Raw genomic sequence first — 22,068 nt, 5'->3', positions numbered from 1 at the left:
AAGGCTTCGCTTATGGTTGCCTCGCTGCCGGGGGGTAGTGTGCGGTGCGCCGCACAGGATGGAATGGAATAGATGCTGCGTTGGCTCCGAAATAGCTTTCTGACCGGGATCGTCATCGCAACGCCCCTTGGCGTCACGGTGTTCTTGATCATCAGCTTTGTCGGCTTTGTCGACCGGGTGGTGAAACCGATCATCCCGGCCCGGTACAATCCGGAAACCTATCTGCCCGGTGACTTCACCATCCCGGGGCTGGGCGTGGTGATCGCGGTCTTCCTCCTGACCGTGCTCGGCGCGTTGGCCGCGAATTTCTTTGGCCGGTCCCTGATTGGGATGGGCGAACGTTTGCTGACCGGTGTGCCGCTGGTCCGCAATGTCTATGGCGCGGTGAAGCAGATCGTTGAAACCGTGTTCAACGGCAAGCAGAATTCCTTCAAGGAAGTGGTGCTGATCGAGTACCCGATGAAGGGCCTCTACGTCGTCGCGTTCGTTTCGGCGGAGGGCAATGATACGTTGCGGGAGAATATTTCCGATGATGTGATCGGCCTGTTCGTTCCGACCACGCCGAACCCGACCTCGGGCTTTTTGCTCTACACGCCGCGCTCCAACACCATACCGATCAACATGTCGGTCGAAGAGGCCGCCAAGCTGATTATCTCCTTCGGCATGGTGACCCCGGACAAGCTCCCAGCGGAGGTGAGGGACGCCCTGCCGGACGAGGTCAAGGCCTAGCCGGACTTGAGCAGGCGAATGCCCGTGTCCTGATCGAACAGGTAGAGGAGGTGGCGCAGTGCCTGTCCGGTCTCCTCTGTCAGCTCGGGGTCGCGCGCCACGATCAGCTTGGCCCAGTCATTGGCCAGCTCAATCAGATCGGCGTGTGCTTCAATTTCGGCCAGCTTGAAGTCCGGCAGTCCGCTCTGGCGTAGACCCAGCGGGTCTCCCGCGCCGCGCAGTCGCCAGTCCTCCTCCGCGATCCGGAAACCGTCATCGCTTTCTCGCAGCATCTCCAGCCGGGCCTGCGCGGTTTCACCGAGTGGAGGTTTGTAGAGCAGCAGACAGGAGGACCGTTTGTCGCCCCGTCCGACGCGGCCGCGCAACTGGTGCAGCTGGGCGAGACCAAAACGTTCCGCATGTTCAATGATCATGATCGTCGCATCGGGGGCATCCACGCCGACCTCGATGACCGTGGTGGCGACTAGCACCTTGATCTCGCCAGCCCGGAACGCGTTGGCGATGGCTTCCTTTTCCGCCGGTTTCATACGGCCGTGCAGCAGGCCAATGCCGTCATCCCCCAAGGCGGCGCGCAAATAGCGCCAGCGATCCTCAGCCGCGGTGAGCTCGGAATTTTCGCTTTCCTCGACCAGCGGACAGACCCAGTAAACCCGTTCGCCCTTGGCCAGGGCCCGCCGCAGACCGTCGATAACGTCATCGACCCGGTCCATGGAGATAAGCCGGGTTGTTGGCGGGATCCGTCCCGCGGGCTTTTCATCCAGGCGTGACACGTCGAGATCGCCATACACCGCCAGCGAGAGTGTGCGCGGGATCGGGGTCGCGGTCATGACCAGCGTATCCGGCCGGTATCCCTTGGCGGTCAGGCGCAGCCGGTCGGAAACCCCGAAACGATGCTGCTCATCAATCACCACCAGGCCGAGATCGCCGAACTCCACACCTTCCTGGAACAGGGCATGCGTGCCGCAGATCACATCGACCTCACTCTGGGCCATCTGCTCCAGGAGTTGCGCGCGGGCCTTGCCTTTGTCGCGCCCGGTCAGGGCAATCACCTTGAGGCCTGCCGGTTCAAGCAGGGCCTTGAGTGTCCTGGCGTGCTGGCGGGCGAGGATTTCTGTCGGTGCCATCAAGGCGGTCTGGGTGCCGGCCTCGGCGGCACGAGCCGCAGCGAGTGCGGCAACGAAGGTCTTGCCGGCGCCGACATCACCATGCAACAGGCGGGTCATGCGTTCCGGCTCGGCCATGTCCTGTTCGATTTCCGCAAAACTGCGCTGCTGGGCTCCTGTCGGTGCAAAGGGCGCATGCTTGAGCAATGCACCCACCCGGCTGCCATCCCCCTGAAGGGCGCGGCCGGCCTGGCGCTTGCGCCGGGATCTCACTAGCTGCAGCGCCAATTGCCGGGCCAGGAGCTCGTCAAAGGCCAGACGCTCGCGGACTGGATTGTCGGCTTCAAGCGCTTGCGCATCCTCGGGGGCGTGAAGAGCTGTCAGGGCGTCAGAAAATGCGGGCCAGCGGCGTTCGACGAGCAGGTCGGCATCAATCCATTCCGGCAAGTCCGGCAACAGCTTCAGGGCCCCGGCCATGGCCTTGCGCACGGTTTTCCCGGTGAGCCCGGTCGTGAGTGGATAGACCGGCTCGAGCAGTGCCGTGGTCTCGGCCTCCTGTTCGCTCATCACGAGGTCGGGGTGCACCATCTGGATCTCGGAGCCGAAGCGTTCGACCTTGCCGGAAATGATGCGGGTTTCTCCGACGGGCAGGAGCTTGCTGAGATAATCGCCGCGCGGATGGAAATAGATCAGATGCAGGAAGCCGGTGGGGTCATACAGGCGGACCTTATAGGGCTGTCCCTTGCGGCGTCCGGGTAAATGCTCCTCGACCTGGGCCTGGATGGTGACGATCTGGCCTTCCGGGGCCTCGGCAATGCCGACCTTGCGACGCCGGTCCACCAAGCTGCTGGGCTTGAGCCAGAGCACATCCTTCACGCGCGGGCCGGCGAGCTTGGCCAGCAAGGCGGCCAGCCGCGGGCCGATGCCGGGCAGGGCAGTGATATCCTGAAAAAGCGGGAAGAGAATTTCCGGTCGCATCGGCGTGCATTTTATAGTGCTCGACGCGCTGCGCCAGTGCTCGACGCGGCGGGTTACCCGGACTATATCGCGGGTTATGACCGAAACGATTGAACATAAGCGCAAGAAGCTGCGTATCCGGGCCTGGCGTCGCGGCTTCAAGGAAGCCGATCTCATCCTGGGCCGGTTCGCCGACCAAAACCTCGACAGCCTGTCTGATGATGCGGTCGTCGAATTTGAGCACTTGCTCGACCAGACCGATGCGGATCTGTATGCATGGATCATCGGCCGGGAGCCGACGCCCGCGCAGTTTGACGGCGACGTCATGCAGGCGTTGAAACGTTTCCGGGTCGACGAGGACGCCGAGTTTGGCGATGGTCCGAGACAGTAAGCTGTTCAGCTAGATAAAAGACATGACGGATTTGGAAATGATCGCCCGCGCCAAGGGACAAGCGCGGGTCTGTGGCGTGCCGGAGGGGCTCGACGCGCTTATCTTCACAGACAGCGCCAAACTTCGTGGCGGCCTCAATGTCTTTGTCGCGCGCGATGATTCCCGTGCCGCCGCCTTTGCTTCTGCGCTGGAGTTCTTTGCCCCGGAAATCGAGACCCTGCGCCTACCGGCCTGGGACTGCCAGCCCTATGACCGGATTTCGCCGTCGCCACGTGTTGCAGCACGACGCGCCGCCACGCTCGCTGACATCGCCAATAGCGCCAATGACAGCACTCGTTTCATTGTCACGACTGTCAACGCGATGTCGCAACGCTGCGCGCCCGTCTCGGTGATGAAGGGGGCCGGGCAGACGATCAGGCCCGGCAACCAGGTCGATACCAAAGCGCTCCAATCGCATTTCAGTGCCAATGGCTATGCCCGCGCCACCACGGTGATGGAGCCCGGCGATTATGCGGTTCGCGGCGGCGTCATCGATGTCTTCCCGCCGGGCAATGAGGAACCGGTCCGCCTCGACTTCTTTGGCGATAGCCTGGAATCGATCCGCTCCTTTGATCCCGAAACCCAGCGCTCGACCCGCCAGCTCACCGAGCTGGTGCTGACCCCGGTCAGCGAGGTCCTGCTGGACGAGACCAGTATTTCCCGTTTCCGCAGTGGCTTTGTGCGCACCTTTGGTGCGGTTCAGCACGGCGATCCTGTGTATGAGGCGGTGAGTGCCGGGGCTCGCCCCGCCGGTGTGGAGCACTGGCTGCCGCTGTTTTATGCCGAGACTGCCTCGGTGTTCGACTATCTTCCCGATGACACCCTTATCGCCATCGATCCGTTGGCCCGCGAAGCCGTTGACGAGCGCCTGGACCAGGTGAAGGACTATTTCGAGGCCCGCCAGATCGCTGCTGAACAGGCCCATGACAGTTCCCTGTCAGCCCCGGTCTATCGCGCGCTTGACCCCTCGGTGCTTTATTTTGCAGCCGGGGACTGGGACGCCGCTCTGGACGGGCGGATCGTGCGCCATTTCACGCCGTTCAGTGAGCCCGGGGACAACACGGTGGATGTCGGTGGCAAGCAGGGACGGGTTTTCGCGGCCGAGCGGACTGCAGAAAATACCAATGTCTTCGATGCCGTTGCGAGCCATATCAATCTGCTGCGAGCGGATGGCAAACGTGTCATCCTCGCGGCCTGGAGCCTCGGGGCCTCAGAGCGCATGGCGAGTGTTCTCGGAGATCACGGGGTCAAGAATATCGCCCTCGCCGAGCGTTGGTACGACATCTCCACACATGGCGAAAAGGACGTCAGCCGGGCGGTGCTGCCGCTTGAACGGGGGTTCGAGACTGAAGAGCTCGCAGTCCTGTCCGAGCAGGATATCCTCGGTGATCGCCTGGCCCGCCCGCGCAAGCGGCGCAAAAGCGCCGATGTCATCGTCGAAGCCGGTGCCCTGACGCCCGGTGATCTTGTCGTTCACGCTGATCATGGCCTGGCCCGTTTCCTTGGGCTGAAAACCCTGCCGGTACAGGATGCGCCGCACGATTGCATCGAGCTGGAGTATTCCGGCGGGTCGAAGCTTTTCCTGCCGGTGGAGAATATCGAGCTCCTTTCGCGCTATGGCTCTGACGGCGAGACCGCCCAGCTGGACAAGCTCGGCAGCGGTGCTTGGCAAGCCCGCAAGGCCAAGGCCAAGAGGCGTCTGCGCGATATGGCCGATGAGCTGATCAAGATCGCCGCCCAGCGGTTGTCGCGCAGTGCGCCGACGATCGAGTCGGCCAGCGGGCTCTATGATGAATTCTGTTCCGCCTTCCCCTACGCCGAGACCGATGACCAGCTCAATGCGCTGGAAGACGTGATGGGCGATCTGGCCAAGGGGCGGCCCATGGATCGCCTGATCTGTGGCGATGTCGGGTTCGGCAAGACCGAGGTTGCCCTGCGGGCCGCCTTTGTCACTGCAATGTCCGGTCAGCAGGTAGCCGTCATCGCGCCGACAACGCTGCTGGCGCGGCAGCATTTCAAGACATTCTCCGAGCGTTTCCGCGGCTGGCCGGTCAAGGTGCGTCAGCTCTCCCGGCTGGTTGGCGCCAAGGATGCCAAGGCAACCAAGATGGAGATGGCGGAAGGTCAGGCCGACATCATCATCGGAACGCACGCGCTTCTCGCCAAGACCGTCAAATTCAAGGATCTCGGCCTGCTCGTGGTCGATGAGGAGCAGAATTTCGGGGTCAAGCACAAAGAAGTGCTCAAGGCCCTGCGCGCCAATGTCCATGTGCTGACGCTGACCGCGACGCCGATCCCGCGCACGCTGCAGCTGGCCCTGACCGGTATTCGCGACCTGTCAATCATCGCCACGCCGCCGGTCGACCGGCTCGCGGTGCGGACCTATGTCACGCCGTTTGATGCGGTGACGATCCGTGAGGCCCTGTTGCGCGAGAAATATCGTGGTGGCCAAGCCTTCTTCGTGGTGCCGCGGATTTCCGACCTGGAAGACATCGCGGCCTTCCTGCGCGAGAGCGTGCCCGAGGTGAATTTCGTCATCGCGCATGGGCAGATGCCGCCCTCGACCCTGGAAGATATCATGACGGCCTTCTATGAGGGCCGGTACGATGTCCTGTTGTCGACCACGATCGTGGAAAGCGGCATCGATATCCCGACCGCCAATACGCTCGTTGTTCATCGCGCGGACCGCTTTGGCTTGTCGCAGCTCTACCAGCTCCGCGGTCGTGTCGGGCGTTCGAAAACCCGGGCCTACGCCTATCTGGCCACACCGGCGCGCCAGAAGATCACCGAGGGGGCTGAAAGGCGCCTCAAAGTTCTGCACTCGCTCGACACGCTCGGGGCCGGATTCACCCTGGCCAGTCATGACCTCGATCTGCGCGGCGGCGGTAATCTGTTGGGCGAAGAACAGTCTGGCCACATCAAGGATGTCGGGGTCGAGCTTTATCAAAGCATGCTGGAAGAGGCCGTGGCCTCGCTTCGCGATGGCGGCGATGCCGATGAGGATGGCGACTGGTCACCCCAGATCAATGCCGGCGGGGCCGTGCTGATCCCGGATCACTATGTCCCCGATCTCGACATACGCCTGCAGCTCTACCGGCGATTGTCATCGCTGGAGAACAAGACGGAACGCGAGGCCTTCGCGGCCGAGCTGATCGACCGTTTCGGTCCCTTGCCCGACGAAGTCGAGACGCTAATGCGGGTCGTGGCGGTCAAAACGCTGTGCAAGCGTGCCGGGGTGGAAAAAGTGGATGCTGGACCGAAAGGCGCGGTGATCCACTTCCGCAAGGACCGGTTTATCGATCCGCCGGGCCTGATTGCCCATATCCGCGAGAATGCAGGACTGTTCAAAGCGCGTCCGGATCACAAGCTGGTGCTGCGTACCGCCTGGGATGCGCCCGAAGACCGGCTGCGGGCAATTGAAAAGGCCATGGCGCCGCTTGCCGATATCGCCATGCGGGCAAAACAGTCGGGTAGCGTAACCGCGTAGGTCCGGATCAGGCCTGGGCGCGCATCGCGGGGTGCATTTGCAGTGACCGCAGGCCGCGCTCCAGCATTGCTTCTGCTGTTTCACCCGGGCGCGGTGTGATGCCGGTGGCTCGCACTGCAAGTCGGAAGGGCTGCAGCGGATCGTCGCTCTCGAAGGCCGTGCACTCGGCAATAGCCGAGACCCGGGCGGCGACGCAGTCTACGCCTTCTGCCTCGGTCAAGGGCAGGACCGCGACGAAGTGATCGTCATTGATACGGGCCGCGGCGTCCTCGGTGCGCAGCAGATGGCGCAGCATTGCCGCGAATTGCCGGCGTGCCTTTTCGGTCGAAGCGACATCGGGCTGATGGGCTTCTTCCGGCACGTCCGTGCGCAGGACGAGGAGGGAAAAACCGAGTTGATCGCGCTCGAAACCCACCAGGAAGTCCTGCAGGTGCGAGGTCAGGAAGCCGGAATGGAAGAGCCCGGTTTCGATATCGAGTGTGCGCGGATCGCGGCACGCTTCCAGGGCGGCCTTGGCCTGACGGCGTCGCCGCCGCTCGCCGGCAAGGGCGAGCACGCGGTCGCACATTTCCAAATCCGTTGTCGCCGGTGGCAGGATGTCGGATACGCCGCGGGCAAAGGCTTCCTCGGCCGCTTCCAGATCATTATCATCCGACAAAAGCAGGACCGGCGTGTGATAGAGGCGGGCATTGCGGCGCATGGCCGAGCTGATCGTAAAGGCGGTGTGGCGCTTGCCGCTGGCATTGAGGACAACGGCGTCAAAGCTGCGTTCGTGCAGGTAGTCGAAGGCGGAATAGGAGGAAAAGGCGGCGATCACCTCGGCGCCGGTTGCTTCCATCGTATGCTGCAACGACATGAAACGCGGCGATGCATCCCCGACATAGAGCACGCTGGATTTCGGCTCTGCCCTTTCCGCGGGCGTATTGCGCTCGCCGTAAAGCGCCGTGACATGGGCGCGCCGTTCTGCCACGAGCTCCATCGTCGCTAGGCGGAACAAGGCCCGGGCCCGAGCCGCGATTTGCGCGGGCAGGGCGGGCGCCGGGATCCAGGCATCTATACCGTCGTGGCCGGCAAGGGCCGTCGGGCCAACGGCAATCGCCGGGCGGTGTCCGGGGGCAAAACGCGCCAGGGCCTGCCGGGCCTCGGTGATTTCAGAAGCGTTTTCGGCGAAAATTATTTCAGCGGCATAAAGGCGGGACTTGCGGGCCGGCGGCGTATCCTCACGGATCACGCGTGCCCGCAAGGCAAGGCGTTCCAGCTGCTCAACAATCCCCCGGGCGCGCTCTGGCGCGCCATACACAAGGACGTCCAACTCCCGTCCCATATGCCCCCCTGTCGCCCCTGAGGACGAATGCTTGTTTCTTGAGTTTGTCACAAATGCCACGTTTCTGAAACCGCCGAATCGAGAAGGATGCGCGTATGAAACCTCAAGGACCTCTAAAAGGCGTTAAGGTCGTCGAGTTTGTTGGGCTCGGCCCGGCACCATTCTGCGCCATGATGCTGGCAGACATGGGCGCCGATGTGATCCGGATCGATCGTCCCGGTGCCATGGGCGGTGGTGCGGCCGATGTGTTGGGCCGGGGACGTCGCTCGATCGCGCTCAATCTGAAGGATGAGGCCGACAAGGCGGTGTGTCTCGACCTGGTCAAGCAGGCCGATATTTTGCTCGAAGGCTATCGGCCAGGCGTGATGGAGCGCCTCGGTTTCGGACCTGATGTGGCTCTCGGCGCCAATCCCAAACTGGTCTATGGCCGCATGACCGGGTGGGGGCAGTATGGCCCTCTCGCCCATTCCGCCGGCCATGACATCAATTATGTTTCGCTCTCTGGCGCTCTGGGCGCGATCGGCACACCGGAAGCGCCAGTCATCCCGCTTAATCTGGTCGGTGATTTTGGCGGTGGTGCCATGTATCTCGGCTTTGGTGTGCTGGCCGCGCTCACGCATGCGCGCAGCAGCGGAGAGGGCCAAGTCGTCGACGCGGCTATCGTCGATGGTGCCGCATCCCTGATGGCCTCCCAGTATCAGCTCAAGGCCCTGGGATTGTGGTCAAATGAGCGCGGCACCAATCTGCTTGACGGCGGGGCCCATTTCTACGCGGTCTATGAATGCGCCGACGGCAAGCACATCTCGCTCGGCCCGCTTGAACCGGAATTCTACCAGCTCTTCTGTGACAAGGCCGGTATCGACCCCCAGGAGATTCCGGCCGACTGGTCCGGTCGCGGTTGGGATGAGGCCAAGGCCAAATTCACCGAGTTGTTCAAACAGAAAAGCCGGGAGGAGTGGTGCGAGCTGCTCGAGGGAACAGACGCCTGTTTCGCGCCGGTCTTGAATATCGACGAGGCGGCCGAGCACCCGCACATGGTGGAACGGGCGAGCTTCACGGAGATCGACGGGGTTCGACACCCGTCACCGGCGCCACGCTTTTCGCGCACGCCGGGCGCGATCCAGGGCGTGGCGGCAGTCCCGGGAAGCAATACCGATGAAGTGCTCGCGGATTGGGGTGTGCAACGTCCCGCGACGGCGGATTAATCAACCAGCGTCTTGGACAGGTCGGCGGCTTGCAGCGCGCCGATCTGAGCTTGACTGCAGCGGGCATAGGCCAGATCGGTCTCGGTGACATCAACAGAGGTCAGCTGGGCGTCTTCAAAACGGGCATAGCGGCAAATGGCTCGCGTCAGGCGCGTCGGCAGGACGCGGTCGCCTTGCAGTTTGAGGCCGGATAATTTTGCGCCACGCAGATCTGCATGGGTGAGGAGGGCACCGGTCAGGTCTGCGCCGCGCAAATCGGCGCCGCGTAGGTCACAGGCCCGCAAGTCCGCCTGTTGCAGGCGGGCGCCCTGGAGTTCCGCGCCGCGCATATCGAGGCCGGAGAAGTTTGCGCCCGGGGCTGGCATGGCGGTCAGATTGCGCTCGGCCAGCGATCCGGCTTCACGCATGTCCATGCCGGCGAAATTGGCTGGTGCGCCGTCGCGGCCATTGGTCCGGCAGAGTTTCTCATGATCGCGCAGCTTGGAGCTTAAGGGGCGGACGTCGTCATCAGGTTCGACTGCCGCTGCAGCCAGGGCGTCCGGCAAAGTGCCCGTCTGCATGCCATCGGTTTTGGCGAGCTCGGTGCGCACCTGGCTCTCGATCGCGCCACGTAGATCCGCATTGCTCAGATCGGCGCCGGCAAAGTCCGTCTTGTTGAGCACCGCATTGTGTAGAACAGCACCGGACAGATTGGCGCGCATGAGCCGAGTATTGTTCAGATTGGCGTCGGAAAGGTCAGCCCCCTGGGCATCGGCGCCGGCGAGGCGGGCAAAGCTGAGATTGACCCCACCAAGGCTTGCTTGGGTCAAACGCGTGGCCAGCGTCTCGGTCGACTGTCCGTCCTGTCCAATCCGGGTGAGTTCGCGAAAATCGGCATTCTGACACTGGCTGGCGGACAGATCTGCTTCGCTCATATCGCAGCCGCGCATGTCGCAATGCTCGAGCCGCGCACCGATCAATCGGGTCTTGCTCAGATTGGCACCGGACATGTCCGCATCGGTCAGGTCGGCGCCCGTAAAGTCGCAACCGGCCAGGTTGGCATTACGGAAGCTGGCATCACGCAGATCCGCGCCGGCAAAGCTCAGTTCGCTCAGGTCCTCGCCGTCAAAACGCGCGAGAAAACCACCCTTACCGGCAAGCGCGAGGGCGTGATCGCGGCAGCGCGCGTCAATCTCGGTCTGTCGTTTTGAAGCTCCGGGGAGCGCGGCGGTAGCGGTCATCACACAATCCTGTTGTCTGACCCTGTGCCAGAAACAGATGGATACAAGGTGAACGCGGCTTGACCCTAAGGCAAATCCTCAGCGGTATTGCGCTGAAAACCCTGCCTTATTTCGTTCATTCATCTTGTTCATACGCGGTTCAGGGGAGAATCGGCACTCTCACATTCGAGATCAGCGGCCCAAACAGTCCCTCGCAGGTTTGCTGACCTCCCTATCGCACAGATAGCTGGAACGCCGGTCGCCCCCAACGATCGGCGTTTCTCATTGCATCAGGGCGTGACCGGTTTTGTCATCCCGTTCCGTCATGATGATCTCAACACACGAGTTGAGGAGATCACATCATGGCCATCGCAATCCAAGCCATCATCAACGGTGCCGGCGGCGCGCAGCGCAATCTGGTCCCGCACAAATTCCGCGACGGTTTTTTCCGCATGCAGCACCCGACCGATGAGCTGAGCTGCATCCATGTCGAGGACATGCGATCGGTCTGCCGCTATCTGCACAAGGGCTATCACCTGGCCATGAGCCCGAAAGACGGGCACGCCATGCCGGCCTGGATGGCACCGGATGCCTTGCGCATCGCAGTACGCTGAAAACGTTCTAGGGAAGGCTCGGAAAATCGCTGCGCCGGTAGGGATTGACCAGCGCGGCGAGGGCGGGCGGTTCGAGCACTTCCACCTGGTCTCCCCAGGCATAGAGATGCCAGCACATCTCAAGATGTCCACTCGCGGTAAAGCGCACGATCAGCGAGCCGTCTTCTTGAATGTCCTGGACCTGGTCGGGGTGAAACTCGAAACGCGACGCCTGTTGTGCCGCGGCAGGTGCAAAACGCCAGACGGTCTCAACAAACTCGGTCTCGTTCTGAAAGGCGCCGAAGGATCGGGCGGCGTAGCTCGCCAGGTCAAACGCCTCATCGCGGTCAAAGATGCGGTCCGTCACACGGGCGCTGACGATATCCTCGATACGGAAATGGCGTAGCCGGCCATCCCCCTTGGCGGGGTCCTTGGCAACGAGATACCGGCGCCCGCCCAACAAGATGCCATAAGGCTGTAGCCGTCGCTCGCTGGCCACTTCATCGCGCCGGCCCTTATAGCGGATTACCAGCTCGCACGGTCCTTTGAGCGCCTCGGCGATCTCAATGTCGATCTCATTGTCACTGACCGGCCGCGGGCCGGGGCGGGCAGCATGGCCCATGGCTTCCAGCAGGGCGTCCTGATCGGTTTCCAATCCGACCCGGCGCCGTGAGGAGATCAGGAGTTTGATCGTGTCCTGCAGCCCTTCCAGCTGCCGGGCTTCCTGCACCAGGCCGGAACGCTCTGCACTGCGCATAGCCAGTTCCAGAGCCGCGAGCTGGTCAGCCGTCGGCGCAAAGAACTCGGCCGCCTTCACCTGCGGAACCCGCCACCGCTTGCGGCCTTCATGATCGGTGTAGACCTCGGTGTCAGGAAACACGTCTTCCAGGGCCTGGCTCATTCTTTGGGCGGTCCGCCGCACACATTCGAACTCGCGCTCTATATCATTCAACGTCACACCGATCCGGCCGCTCGCCATTCGGGCCAATTGCAGTAATTGAGTCGCCTTGGAAAAAGACATGAGCCGGAAAGTCCCCGCGCGTTCTGAGCCTTGTCGCCGTTTGTCGATTCTTTAACCGAAGCAGCGTGTGCTTGGCCATCATGACAAACCCCTCCGCCCGGAAACAGCGCCGACGTGCAGTTATCAGCGTCATTATCGCCGCCATCAGCCGATCCATGGCCCGTGACGTGATGCTGTTCGCCGGTGGCGCCTCTTTCTTTGGCATGCTGGCCCTGTTTCCAGCGATCGCTTTGGCGATGTCGGTCTATGGCGTTGTTTTTTCCATTGAAGACGCGGAACGGCAGCTGGCTCGCTTGGCGGAGATTATGCCATCTGCGGCGCAGGACTTCATGCTTGGACAGCTCTCCAGGCTTGCTGATGCACCGATCACCGTGCTTTCGCTTCAGGGCGCGATTGCGCTGGCCATTGCTCTGTTTGCCGCGGCGCGAGGGGTGAAAGCCCTGATCGCCGGTCTGAACCATCTCGCGGAAGATCGTGATATCCGCAATGTCATCCATTTCAACATCATCGCCATGTTGGGAGTACTGATTGGCGGGGTCTTGCTGACGATTGCCAATCTGGCTGTTCTCTTCATCCCTGTCATCGCGCGCCAGGTCACCGACTGGCTTGGTATCCAGGGACTCGATTTCGGTCTCGTAATCAATGAATGGACAGCGGCCGGGCTGAGCATGTTTCTGGCTCTGGAGCTGCTCTACAGGCTCACCATGCGCCGCCGCGAACAGGCGGTGAGCTGGCGGGCTTCGACGACGGCGGCCCTGGTGGCAACGCTCTTGTGGCTCGGTCTGTCGAAGGGTTTTTCAGCCTATATCGATGAAGTGATTGATTTTAGCGTCTACGGGTCACTTGGCGCACTTGTGGTCTTCCTCCTGTGGATTTATTGGTCCGCCTATGCCGTCTTCTTCGGCGGGGCGTTGGCCATTGAAATCGACGGTCGGACTGCCTCCTGAAGGACTTCGGCATGCTGTAATGACTGGTCTGGACCGCACCCGCGGTCTAAACATGAACCGATCATCAACTTTTGACCGAGGTCCGCATGAATAAGGTTTATCCGGACGCCAAGTCTGCTTTGGACGGGCTGGTGTTTGACGGAATGACGCTGATGGCCGGAGGCTTTGGCCTCTGTGGCATCCCCGAGAATTCGATCGCCGCGCTGCATGAGCTGGGCGTCAAGGATCTCACCGTGATCTCGAATAATTGCGGCGTCGACGGGTTCGGCCTCGGCATCCTCTTGGACGCCAAGCAGATCAAGAAAATGGTCTCTTCCTATGTCGGTGAGAACAAGGAGTTCGAGCGCCAGTATCTCGAGGGCGAGCTGGAGTTGGAGTTCAATCCGCAAGGCACGTTGGCCGAACGTATCCGAGCTGGCGGGGCGGGCATTCCGGGCTTCTTTACCAAGACCGGTGTCGGCACGCTGATCGCGGAGGGCAAGGAGCACCGTGAGTTCGACGGTGAGACCTACATCATGGAAACGGGGCTGAAGGCAGATGTTTCCATCGTCAAAGCCTGGAAAGCGGACCCGCAAGGCAATCTTATCTTCCGCAAGACGGCCCGGAACTTCAATCCGATGATGGCAACAGCCGGTAAGGTGACCATTGCCGAGGTTGAGGAAATCGTCGAACTGGGCAGCCTCGACCCGGACGAGATCCATACGCCGGGCATTTTTGTGCAGCGTCTGGTGCAAGGTAGTTTCGAAAAGCGCATCGAGCAGCGCACGATCCGTCAGCGGGAGGACGCGTAAATGGCCTGGACACGCGATGAAATGGCGGCCCGCGCCGCCCAGGAACTGGAAGACGGTTTCTACGTCAATCTGGGTATCGGCATCCCGACCCTGGTCGCCAACTACATCCCAGACGGCGTCGACGTGACCCTGCAGTCGGAGAATGGCATGCTGGGCATGGGCCCGTTCCCCCATGACGATGAGGTCGATGCCGATCTGATCAATGCCGGCAAGCAGACCATCACCGAGCTGCGCCGGACGAGCTATTTCTCCTCGGCCGACAGTTTCGCCATGATCCGCGGCGGTCACATCGATCTGTCCATCCTCGGTGCTATGGAGATCTCCGAAACCGGCGACATCGCCAACTGGATGATCCCGGGCAAGCTGGTCAAGGGCATGGGCGGCGCCATGGATCTCGTTGCTGGTGTCAAACGGGTGGTGGTGATCATGGACCACGCCAACAAGCGCGGCGAGCCGAAGCTGTTGAAGGAATGTACCTTGCCGCTGACCGGCCAGCGTTGCGTGCACCGCATCATCACCACGCTGGGCGTGTTTGACGTCAAGGATGATCATCTCGAACTGATCGAACTGGCGCCGGGTGCCACGCTGGACGAGCTCGCCGAGAAAACCGAGGCAAAATACACCGTTTCGGACACGCTGGTCGAACACCAGGCGGCCTGAGCGCAAACTCGCGTTTGCGTTTTATGACTTGCAGTTAAGGCGGCTCACATTGCCGTGAGCCGCCTTAGCAAGGTTTAATCCCATTTGCTGTGTGGGGTGATATGAGAAGCATGCGAGGGAGACCGACATGCCGCTCACACGATTATCGCTGAACAATCCGTCTGCCGTCTTTGTCGGCATTGCGCTCATTGTCCTGATGGGCCTTGTGGCATTTACCCGGCTGCCGATCCAGCTCCTGCCGGATACCGAGCGGCCGCAGGTCAATATTTCCACATTCTGGCGTTCAGCATCGCCGCAGGAAATGGAATCGGAAATCGTCGAGCCGCAGGAACAGGCTCTGGCCGGATTGCCGGGTCTGGAAGAGATGCGGGTCTTCGTGGGCGAGGGCAATGCCTTCATCAATCTGACCTTCTCCATCGAAACCGACATGACCCAGACGGCGATCGAGATCGGAAACCGTCTGAGCCAGGTGCCGCCCTTGCCCCGCGATGCGGTGGGGCCCACGCTGGGCGGGTTTGGCGGTGATGCGCAGCAAAGCCTGATCTGGTTCTTCCTCCAGGCCTTGCCAGGCAATCCCAATGAGATCCACGACTATTCCAGCTTCGTGGAGGACGTGATCGTTCCTCGTCTTGAAGGCATTCAGGGCGTAGCCTCCGTGGCTGTCGGTTGGGGCCGCCGGCCGGAGGAACTTCAGATCACGATTGATCCCTATCGCGCCGCGGCGCTGGGTGTGACCTTGCCGCAGATCTCCGCGGCCATTGCGAATAATTCCGACGTCTCCGGTGGCAATACCGATATCGGCAGACGCAGCTACCAGCTCCGCTTCGAGGGCGAGTTCGAGCCTGAGGAAATGGGCGATCTCGTCATCGTCTGGCGCGATGGCAGCCCGGTACGTTTGCGTGATCTCGCCACCGTCGAGGTGGCCTATGGCGAACGCAACGATTTCACTTATCAGAATGGCAACCCGGCCATGGGCATCGAGGTGCGCCGGGCACAGGGCGCCAATGTGCTGGCGGCGCTGGATGCGGTGAAGGCCGAGGTCGCTGAGATCAACGAAACCCTGCTGGCCGAGCGCCAACTGGTCATGGCCCCGTCCTTCGACGCCTCGGTCTTCATCATGCGGGCGATCAATCTTCTGCGCACCAACCTGCTGATCGGTATCGCCCTGGCGGTGATCGGTCTGTGGTTTTTTCTGCGCCGGCCAAGAGCGACGCTGATCGTCTCCCTGACCATTCCAGTCTGCCTGCTGTCGACGCTAATCGTCCTCTTCCTGTTCGGGCGAACCCTGAACGTCATCTCGATCGCCGGCCTGGCCTTTGCCACCGGGATGGTGATGGATGCGGCCATCGTGGTGGTAGAGAACATCATCCGAAGGCGCGAAGCCGGTGAAGATCCTGATACCGCTTCCGAGCAGGGAGCCGGGCAAGTCTGGGGTGCGCTACTGGCCTCCACGGTTACGACCGTGGCGATCTTCCTGCCGTTGATCTTTGTCCGCGATGTGGAAGGTCAGCTTTTCGCGGATCTCGCGATCACCATCGCTGTCGGTGTGGGCGTGTCGATGGTTGTCGCCGTCACCATTCTGCCCGTGGCGGCAAAATACCTGATCCGGGACCGGCAAGAGCAGACCGCCCAACCCCTGATGGGCGCCATCGCCGACAATATTCTCAAGCTGACCGACAAGCGGGGCATCCGCCTGGGGGTGATTGCCGGCCTGATCGCCGTCCCGATGGGGCTGACCTATGTCATGCTGCCCAACACGGATTATCTGCCGCCGGTGAAACGCGATGCCGTGGATGCCTTCTGGATCTTCCCCCCGGGGACATCGCTTGACTGGATCGAGACCGAAGTCGCGCAGCGCGTCGTCGAACGGCTTGAACCCTACATGTCCGGGGAACAGGAACCGGCCCTGCGGAATTATTATTTCGGTACCTTCCCGGGTGGTGGAGGTGCGACGGCCGGCATCCGGGTGGCAGACCAGTCCCGCGTCGGCGAGCTCCAGGAAATCGTGCGGAATGAGATTATCGGCGATATCCCCGATGTCGTGTTTTCCAACGCCCAGCAGGGGGATCTCTTCGGCGGCTTCAACCAGGGCGGCAATATCCAGATCAATGTCCAGTCTGCGGATGCCGAGGCACGCACGCGCGCCGTTCTGACCGGTCTGCAGCTCCTCCGTGATCGCTTCCCGGGCGTCAATATCAACGCCAATCCGCCCCCGCAGGCGAGCCAGCCGCGCCTGACCATGGTGCCCAATGATCGTCGCATCCAGGAAGCGGGATGGGCGAGGCGCAATGTGGCCGGCATGATTGCCATGCTGGGCGATGGCCAGTTTATCGGTGAATACTTCGATGGCGACACGCGCATGAATACGATTGTGCGGACTGAGGGGTGGTCGACGCCGGACGAGCTTGAAGGCCTGCCGATTGTCACGCCGACGGGTGCGGTGGTTCCGCTCGGTGAGCTGGTCACGATCCGCGAAGGCGTGGGCATCGGCGGTATCCAGCGCCTTGATCGTCGCCGGACCATCACCATCAATATCAGCCAGCCCGAAGGGCTGACGCTCGAGGAGATCCTCGACATCGTCCAGGACGATGTCGCTCCGGCGATCCAGGCGCAATTGCCGCCGGACGGCTCGATCACCTATGGCGGCAGCGCCGACAGCCTGGCGCGCGCCAAGCAGACCATGCTCAGCAATATCGGTATGGCGCTGGTCGTTCTCTTCTTGATCCTTGCCGGCCTGTTCCGCTCCCTGCGCGATGCCGGACTGGTGCTGGTCTCGATCCCACTGGCCGGGGTCGGCGGTGTAATCATGCTGCAGATCCTCAACCTCTTCCTTACCGTTCCGCTCGACCTGTTGACGATGATGGGTTTCTTCATTCTCCTCGGGCTGGTGATCAACAACGCGATCCTGCTGGTGGATCAGACCCGGCAGGGAGAACGTCGGGGCCTGGCGCGGCGTGATGCGGTGGATCAGGCGCTGCGCATGCGTTTGCGGCCGATCTTCATGAGCACGCTGACCAGTCTTCTGGGCATGTTGCCGCTCTTGCTTTTCCCGGGCGTGGGCAGTGCCATTTATCGCGGGCTCGCCGCGGCCATTGTCGGCGGGATGAGTGTCTCGCTGGTCTTTACGCTACTCTTGATCCCGGCCCTGTTGCGCCTGGGCGAAAGCCGCCAGACGGCTCGCCAGGAAACTATCCAGCCTGCTGAATAATCCGGAGGGGATGTTCCATGTTCCGCCACACCGCTGTCATCACCCTCATTTCCGCTGTCGTTGCGGCTTCCGGCTTCAGTGCCGCGCAGGCCCAGGGCGGCCCACCGCCTGCTACGGTCCGCGTGGCCGAGATCGACTCGCGTCTGATGTCGCGCACCATTACCTCGCCGGCCAGTGTGATCTCCCGCAATGATGCCCGTATTTCGGCCGAGACAACCGGCCGGGTGACGGTAATCGCCGAGCCGGGCGATGTGGTGGAAAGCGGCGATGTCATCGCCCAGATCGATGACCGGCAGGCGCGTATCCAGCTGGAGGAAGCCCGCGCGCGCCTGTCCCGCGCCAGTGCGAATTCCTCTTACCAGAACGCCGAGGCCGAACGTTTTACACAGTTGGCAGCTAATGGCACCGTGCCGCCCACGCGCTTGCGTGAGGCCGAGCTGGCCCGCGATCTCGCAGCCCTCGATCTGCGTGAAGCGCGCTCCGCCGTCTCCCGCGCCGAGCTCGATCTTGACCGGACGCGGATCCGCGCCCCGTTCACCGGCCGCGTGGTTGAGCGCCTGATCGAAGTCGGCGAATTATCCTCGCCGGGGCGGGAAGTCGTCCGTTTCGTCGATGTGTCCCGCAAGGAGGCCGTCGCCCAGGCGCCTGTATCCATCGCCCCCTATCTCAGCGTCGGGCAGGAGATCACCATGACCGGGAGTGATGATCAGGAGATCCGCGCGCCGATCCGGGCGATTGTTCCTGTCGGTGATCGCGTCTCGCGCACTTTCGAGGTCCGGATCGACCTGGCCGAAACAGGCTGGATAGTCGGTTCGGCGGCGCGGGCGTCTTTCCCGGCCGAAACGCCGCGGACCCAGCTCACTGTCCCGTATGACGCCGTTATCCTGCGCGCCAATGGGAGTCATATCTTTGTGGTGGGGGATGACGACATCGCCCGTCAGATCACAGTGCAGCCCGGTGTTCGCTCAGGCGGCTATATCGCCATCGAGGGCGATGTGGAGGCCGGTCAGACGGTCGTGGTCTCCGGGGCGGAAACCCTCAGTGATGGACGGGCGGTGCAGACCCAGGGCGAGGACGCCTAACACTCCACCACATTCACTGCGAGCCCGCCCTGGCTGGTCTCTTTGTATTTTTCCATCATGTCGAGACCGGTCTGGCGCATGGTCTCGATGACCTGGTCCAGAGACACCTTCATGTCAGATGAGGTGGCCCGCAAGGCCAGCCGGGCCGCATCGATCGCCTTGATCGCGCCGATGGCATTGCGTTCGATACAAGGGATCTGAACCAGCCCGCCCACCGGGTCGCAGGTCAGGCCGAGATTGTGCTCCATGCCGATCTCGGCGGCATCCTCGATCTGGTGATTGTTGGCGCCCATGGCGGCAGCCAGGGCACCCGCCGCCATGGAACAGGCGACGCCCACTTCCCCCTGACAGCCGGCTTCAGCCCCCGAAATAGAGGCGTTTTTCTTGTACAGCGCACCAATCGCGGCCGCCGTCAGGAAGAAGCGCTGCAACGCTTCTTCATCGTCCGGGTCGCGGTGATAGCGATCAAAATAACGTGCGACGGCGGGAATAATGCCCGCTGCACCATTGGTCGGAGCGGTGACAACGCGGCCACCCGCGGCGTTCTCTTCATTCACCGCCATAGCCCAGAGATTGATCCAGTCCATAGGCGCCAAAGGATCTTCCTCCGGCGACACCGGGGTGGCCTTGATGTCTTTGTACATCTGTGGCGCGCGACGCTTGACCTGCAGCCCGCCGGGCAGGATGCCATCCTGGGCCAGGCCGCGGTCGATACAGTCCTCCATCGTGCGCCAAAGGCCTTCAATGCCCGCCCGGATCGTGTCCTCGGGCAGGAAGGCGCGTTCATTGGCCAGCATGATACGATGGATGGACAGGCCGGTCTTCTCGCCGATTTCAAGCAGTTCCGCTGCCGAGTTGAACGGGTAGGGCTCGCCTTCCTTCACATCGGCTGCGGAATTGCGGCCGGCCTCGTGCTCATCAATGACGAAGCCTCCACCGATCGAATACCAGATTTCCTCGAGGACGAGTTGTTCGCCCGGGCCGATGGCGCGGAACTTCATGGCGTTTGAGTGGAAGGGCAGGCGAACCTCACCGCGGAAGTCGAGATGTTTTTTTTCGTCGAACTCGATCACATCACCATTGGCGAGGTGCAGCGTCTTATCACTGCGAATGCGGGCGAGGCGGGGCTCGATGGTGTCCGGGTCGATCTGAGCCGGGTCGTGCCCCTCCAGGCCGAGCAGGACGGCTGTATTGGTGCCATGGCCCAGGCCGGTCAGCGCCAGCGAGCCATAGAGTTCACATTCAAGCCGGATAAGGCCTCCGTCCCGGACCTTCTCAAGCGCCCGCTCGACGAAGCGCTTGCCCGCCTTCATCGGTCCGACGGTGTGCGAGCTCGAGGGCCCGATTCCGATCTTGAACAGGTCAAATACGCCGAAATGCATCAGAAATGTCGCCCGGCCTAGCCGTCACCGAGGCCGCGATCGCGGGTGAAAGCATTGAAACAGATGATGGTCTGCGTGTCCTTGATGCCGGAAATTGTTTGAACCTTTTGATTAACAAACCGGCCGATGTCCGCGTCATCATTGAGAGAAAAGTGAGCAAGGAGGTCGAACGCACCGGAGATGGAATGCACCATCGGCGCTTCATCGAGATTGTCGACCAGCGATGCGGCGACGTCGTAGGTGCGACCGAGCTCACATTTGATGAAAACGTAGAATTGACGCATGCCGCACTCCTTTTCCCGGTTCAGTGATCGAGACTTATCGCCTCGCGGCGCAGTTTGAAACGCTGAATTTTGCCGGTCTGTGTCTTGGGCAACTGATCGATAAACTCGATGTCGCGCGGATATTTGTAAGGCGCAATCTCAGACTTCACATGGGTTTGCAGTTCAGCGACGAGGTCCGCGTTCCCGGACCACCCCTGCGCCAGGACGACGAAAGCTTTGATGATGGCGCCGCGCTCCTGATCGGCTTCGCCAATCACGGCCGTTTCCGCGACTGCATCATGGCTTAATAAGGCCTGCTCGACCTCCGGACCGGCGATGTTATAGCCCGAGGACACGATCAGATCGTCGGCGCGGGAGACGTACCAATAATAACCCTCGGCATCACGGCGGTAGAGGTCACCGGTCAAGTTCCAGCCCTTCTGGACATAGGTTTTCTGGCGCTCATCATCGAGATAGAGGCAGCCGGTTGGACCTTTCAGGGCGAGGCGTCCGATTTCCCCCTCCGGCACGGGCTGGCCGGCATCATCGAGCAATTCAGCCTGATATCCCGGTACCGCTTGCCCCGTCGCTCCGGGCCGAATCAGGGATCCGGAAGCGGAGATGAAGATGTGGATCATCTCGGTTGCACCAATACCGTCGATCAGCCGCAGTCCCGTGCGGGCATGAAACTCATCCGATGTCGCCTGGGGCAGGTGCTCCCCCGCTGAGACCGCCTTGCGCAGGGATGACAGATCATAATCCTGCCAAAGTCCCATCATGGCGCGATATCCTGTGGGCGCGGTGAAAACCGTCGTCGCCTTGCAGGCCTCAATGGTTTCGCAAAGCGCTTCAAAGCCGGGCCGCTCCGGCAGCGCCACCGTCAGACCGAAGCGGGCCGGAAAGACAAGGAAGGCGCCGAGCCCGAAGGTAAAAGCCAGCGGCGGGGTGCCGGTGTAGATCTCGTCCGCCTCGGGGGCCAGTGTGTGCCGGCCGAAGGTGTCGGCCATGGCCAGAATGGCGGAGTGAAAATGGGCACAGGCCTTTGGCTCACCTGTTGTACCGGACGTACACGCCAATAGCGCAACATCATCCCGGGCCGTGTCGGCATTGACGAAATTGGTCGACATTTCGGGCAGGGCGCGGTCCAGCGCGCCACCGTCTCCCCAGGCTGCAATCGTCCTCAACTTGCCGGTCAAGGTCGCTGTTTCCTCCACGACCTCGAGAAGGCCGACATCGCAGAGCGCGATATCAACGTCGGCCTTGCTGGTGATTTTTGACAGCTCGGCGGCCCGCAGCATCGGCATGGTCGTGACCGCGACTGCACCGGTCTTGATGACGGCGAACCAGGCGGCGGATAGCTCGATGGAATTGAACCCGTGCAGCAAGACCCGATTGCCGGGGACGATACCGAGCTCGCGGGTCAGGTAGTTGGCGATGCGATTGGCCTGCTCCAACAGGTCCCGATAGCTGATCCGACGGCTCGGTGTGATGATCGCAGTCTTGTCACCATAGCCATTGGCGACCGCGCCATCGAGCAGCACCCCGGCCGCATTGAGACGCTCGGGATAAGCCAGGTCTTCCTGGTCAAAACGGAATTCCGGCCATTGCTCCATCGGCGGGAGATGATCCCGCGTGAAGCTGTCGATATGGCCGCTTTCGATCATCGTCATGACATCCTCCCCGATGG

17 protein-coding genes are annotated in these 22,068 nt (G+C 61.9%); 10 read left to right on the top strand and 7 right to left on the bottom strand.

The window, feature by feature from the left end; translation table 11 throughout:
* Nucleotides 1–72: 72 nt before the first annotated feature.
* Entirely contained in the window at nucleotides 73–729 is a 657-nt protein-coding gene (locus Q1V51_RS02785) for a DUF502 domain-containing protein (protein WP_300552520.1), read from the top strand.
* Here the strand turns inward: Q1V51_RS02785 and recG are convergent.
* Nucleotides 726–2,810 carry an ATP-dependent DNA helicase RecG gene (gene recG / locus Q1V51_RS02780; RefSeq protein WP_300552518.1) on the bottom strand — a complete coding sequence of 695 codons (2,085 nt, stop codon included), beginning with the start codon at nucleotides 2,808–2,810 and terminating at the stop codon, nucleotides 726–728. The two genes, Q1V51_RS02785 and recG, sit on opposite strands and share 4 nt — an antisense overlap.
* A gap of 76 nt (nucleotides 2,811–2,886) precedes the next feature.
* Here recG and Q1V51_RS02775 point away from each other — a divergent pair, with 76 nt between their 5' ends.
* Together Q1V51_RS02775 and mfd are read left to right on the top strand one after the other, a co-directional pair.
* Nucleotides 2,887–3,180: a succinate dehydrogenase assembly factor 2 gene (locus tag Q1V51_RS02775; protein ID WP_300552515.1), complete on the top strand. Its 294-nt coding sequence runs from the start codon at nucleotides 2,887–2,889 to the stop codon at nucleotides 3,178–3,180.
* Nucleotides 3,181–3,202: 22 nt separating this feature from the next.
* Nucleotides 3,203–6,706 (top strand): transcription-repair coupling factor, encoded by a 3,504-nt coding sequence (mfd, locus tag Q1V51_RS02770; protein WP_300552512.1) that lies wholly within the window; start codon nucleotides 3,203–3,205, stop codon nucleotides 6,704–6,706.
* Nucleotides 6,707–6,713: 7 nt separating this feature from the next.
* Here the strand turns inward: mfd and Q1V51_RS02765 are convergent, their stop codons facing one another.
* A complete protein-coding gene (locus Q1V51_RS02765) occupies nucleotides 6,714–8,030 on the bottom strand; it encodes a hypothetical protein (protein ID WP_300552510.1) in 1,317 nt (438 codons plus the stop codon).
* A 95-nt stretch (nucleotides 8,031–8,125) separates the two neighbouring features.
* Here Q1V51_RS02765 and Q1V51_RS02760 point away from each other — a divergent pair, with 95 nt between their 5' ends.
* The gene (locus tag Q1V51_RS02760; protein ID WP_300552508.1) at nucleotides 8,126–9,235 is read left to right on the top strand and encodes a CaiB/BaiF CoA-transferase family protein; all 1,110 of its coding nucleotides are present in this window, start codon (nucleotides 8,126–8,128) and stop codon (nucleotides 9,233–9,235) included.
* Here the strand turns inward: Q1V51_RS02760 and Q1V51_RS02755 are convergent.
* A complete protein-coding gene (locus Q1V51_RS02755) occupies nucleotides 9,232–10,455 on the bottom strand; it encodes a pentapeptide repeat-containing protein (protein WP_300552505.1) in 1,224 nt (407 codons plus the stop codon). The genes Q1V51_RS02760 and Q1V51_RS02755 overlap by 4 nt on opposite strands.
* 341 nt (nucleotides 10,456–10,796) lie before the next feature.
* On the opposite strand from Q1V51_RS02755, the gene Q1V51_RS02750 reads away from it, so the two are divergent.
* Nucleotides 10,797–11,048, top strand: coding sequence for a hypothetical protein (locus Q1V51_RS02750; protein WP_300552503.1), 252 nt, complete (start codon nucleotides 10,797–10,799; stop codon nucleotides 11,046–11,048).
* A gap of 7 nt (nucleotides 11,049–11,055) precedes the next feature.
* Here the strand turns inward: Q1V51_RS02750 and Q1V51_RS02745 are convergent, their stop codons facing one another.
* Nucleotides 11,056–11,928, bottom strand: a complete 873-nt coding sequence (locus Q1V51_RS02745; RefSeq protein WP_300552501.1) for a WYL domain-containing protein — start codon at nucleotides 11,926–11,928, stop codon at nucleotides 11,056–11,058.
* Nucleotides 11,929–12,128: 200 nt separating this feature from the next.
* On the opposite strand from Q1V51_RS02745, the gene Q1V51_RS02740 reads away from it, so the two are divergent.
* The 5 genes from Q1V51_RS02740 (at nucleotide 12,129) to Q1V51_RS02720 (ending at nucleotide 18,736) form a co-directional block, all read left to right on the top strand.
* Complete coding sequence (locus Q1V51_RS02740; RefSeq protein ID WP_300552604.1) at nucleotides 12,129–12,995, top strand: YihY/virulence factor BrkB family protein; 867 nt, start codon at nucleotides 12,129–12,131, stop codon at nucleotides 12,993–12,995.
* An 86-nt stretch (nucleotides 12,996–13,081) separates the two neighbouring features.
* Nucleotides 13,082–13,786, top strand: coding sequence for a CoA transferase subunit A (locus Q1V51_RS02735; RefSeq protein ID WP_300552499.1), 705 nt, complete (start codon nucleotides 13,082–13,084; stop codon nucleotides 13,784–13,786).
* Nucleotides 13,787–14,446 carry a CoA transferase subunit B gene (locus tag Q1V51_RS02730; protein ID WP_300552496.1) on the top strand — a complete coding sequence of 220 codons (660 nt, stop codon included), beginning with the start codon at nucleotides 13,787–13,789 and terminating at the stop codon, nucleotides 14,444–14,446.
* 127 nt (nucleotides 14,447–14,573) lie between these two features.
* Nucleotides 14,574–17,654, top strand: coding sequence for an efflux RND transporter permease subunit (locus tag Q1V51_RS02725; RefSeq protein WP_300552493.1), 3,081 nt, complete (start codon nucleotides 14,574–14,576; stop codon nucleotides 17,652–17,654).
* 17 nt (nucleotides 17,655–17,671) lie between these two features.
* Nucleotides 17,672–18,736 carry an efflux RND transporter periplasmic adaptor subunit gene (locus Q1V51_RS02720; protein WP_300552490.1) on the top strand — a complete coding sequence of 355 codons (1,065 nt, stop codon included), beginning with the start codon at nucleotides 17,672–17,674 and terminating at the stop codon, nucleotides 18,734–18,736.
* Here Q1V51_RS02720 and Q1V51_RS02715 read toward each other — a convergent pair.
* The 3 genes from Q1V51_RS02715 to Q1V51_RS02705 are packed head-to-tail and all read right to left on the bottom strand — an operon-like array spanning nucleotide 18,733 to nucleotide 22,051.
* Entirely contained in the window at nucleotides 18,733–20,118 is a 1,386-nt protein-coding gene (locus Q1V51_RS02715; RefSeq protein WP_300552487.1) for an L-serine ammonia-lyase, read from the bottom strand. The genes Q1V51_RS02720 and Q1V51_RS02715 overlap by 4 nt on opposite strands.
* A 17-nt stretch (nucleotides 20,119–20,135) precedes the next feature.
* Nucleotides 20,136–20,402, bottom strand: a complete 267-nt coding sequence (locus Q1V51_RS02710) for an Lrp/AsnC ligand binding domain-containing protein (RefSeq protein WP_300552485.1) — start codon at nucleotides 20,400–20,402, stop codon at nucleotides 20,136–20,138.
* 20 nt (nucleotides 20,403–20,422) lie between these two features.
* Nucleotides 20,423–22,051 carry a benzoate-CoA ligase family protein gene (locus Q1V51_RS02705; RefSeq protein ID WP_300552483.1) on the bottom strand — a complete coding sequence of 543 codons (1,629 nt, stop codon included), beginning with the start codon at nucleotides 22,049–22,051 and terminating at the stop codon, nucleotides 20,423–20,425.
* Between the last annotated feature and the right edge of the window lie 17 nt (nucleotides 22,052–22,068).

Origin of the sequence: Maricaulis sp., from assembly GCF_030149235.1 — a bacterium.
In the GTDB taxonomy this organism is placed as follows: Bacteria; Pseudomonadota; Alphaproteobacteria; order Caulobacterales; family Maricaulaceae; genus Maricaulis.
This window is presented reverse-complemented; position numbering and strand designations above follow the sequence as displayed.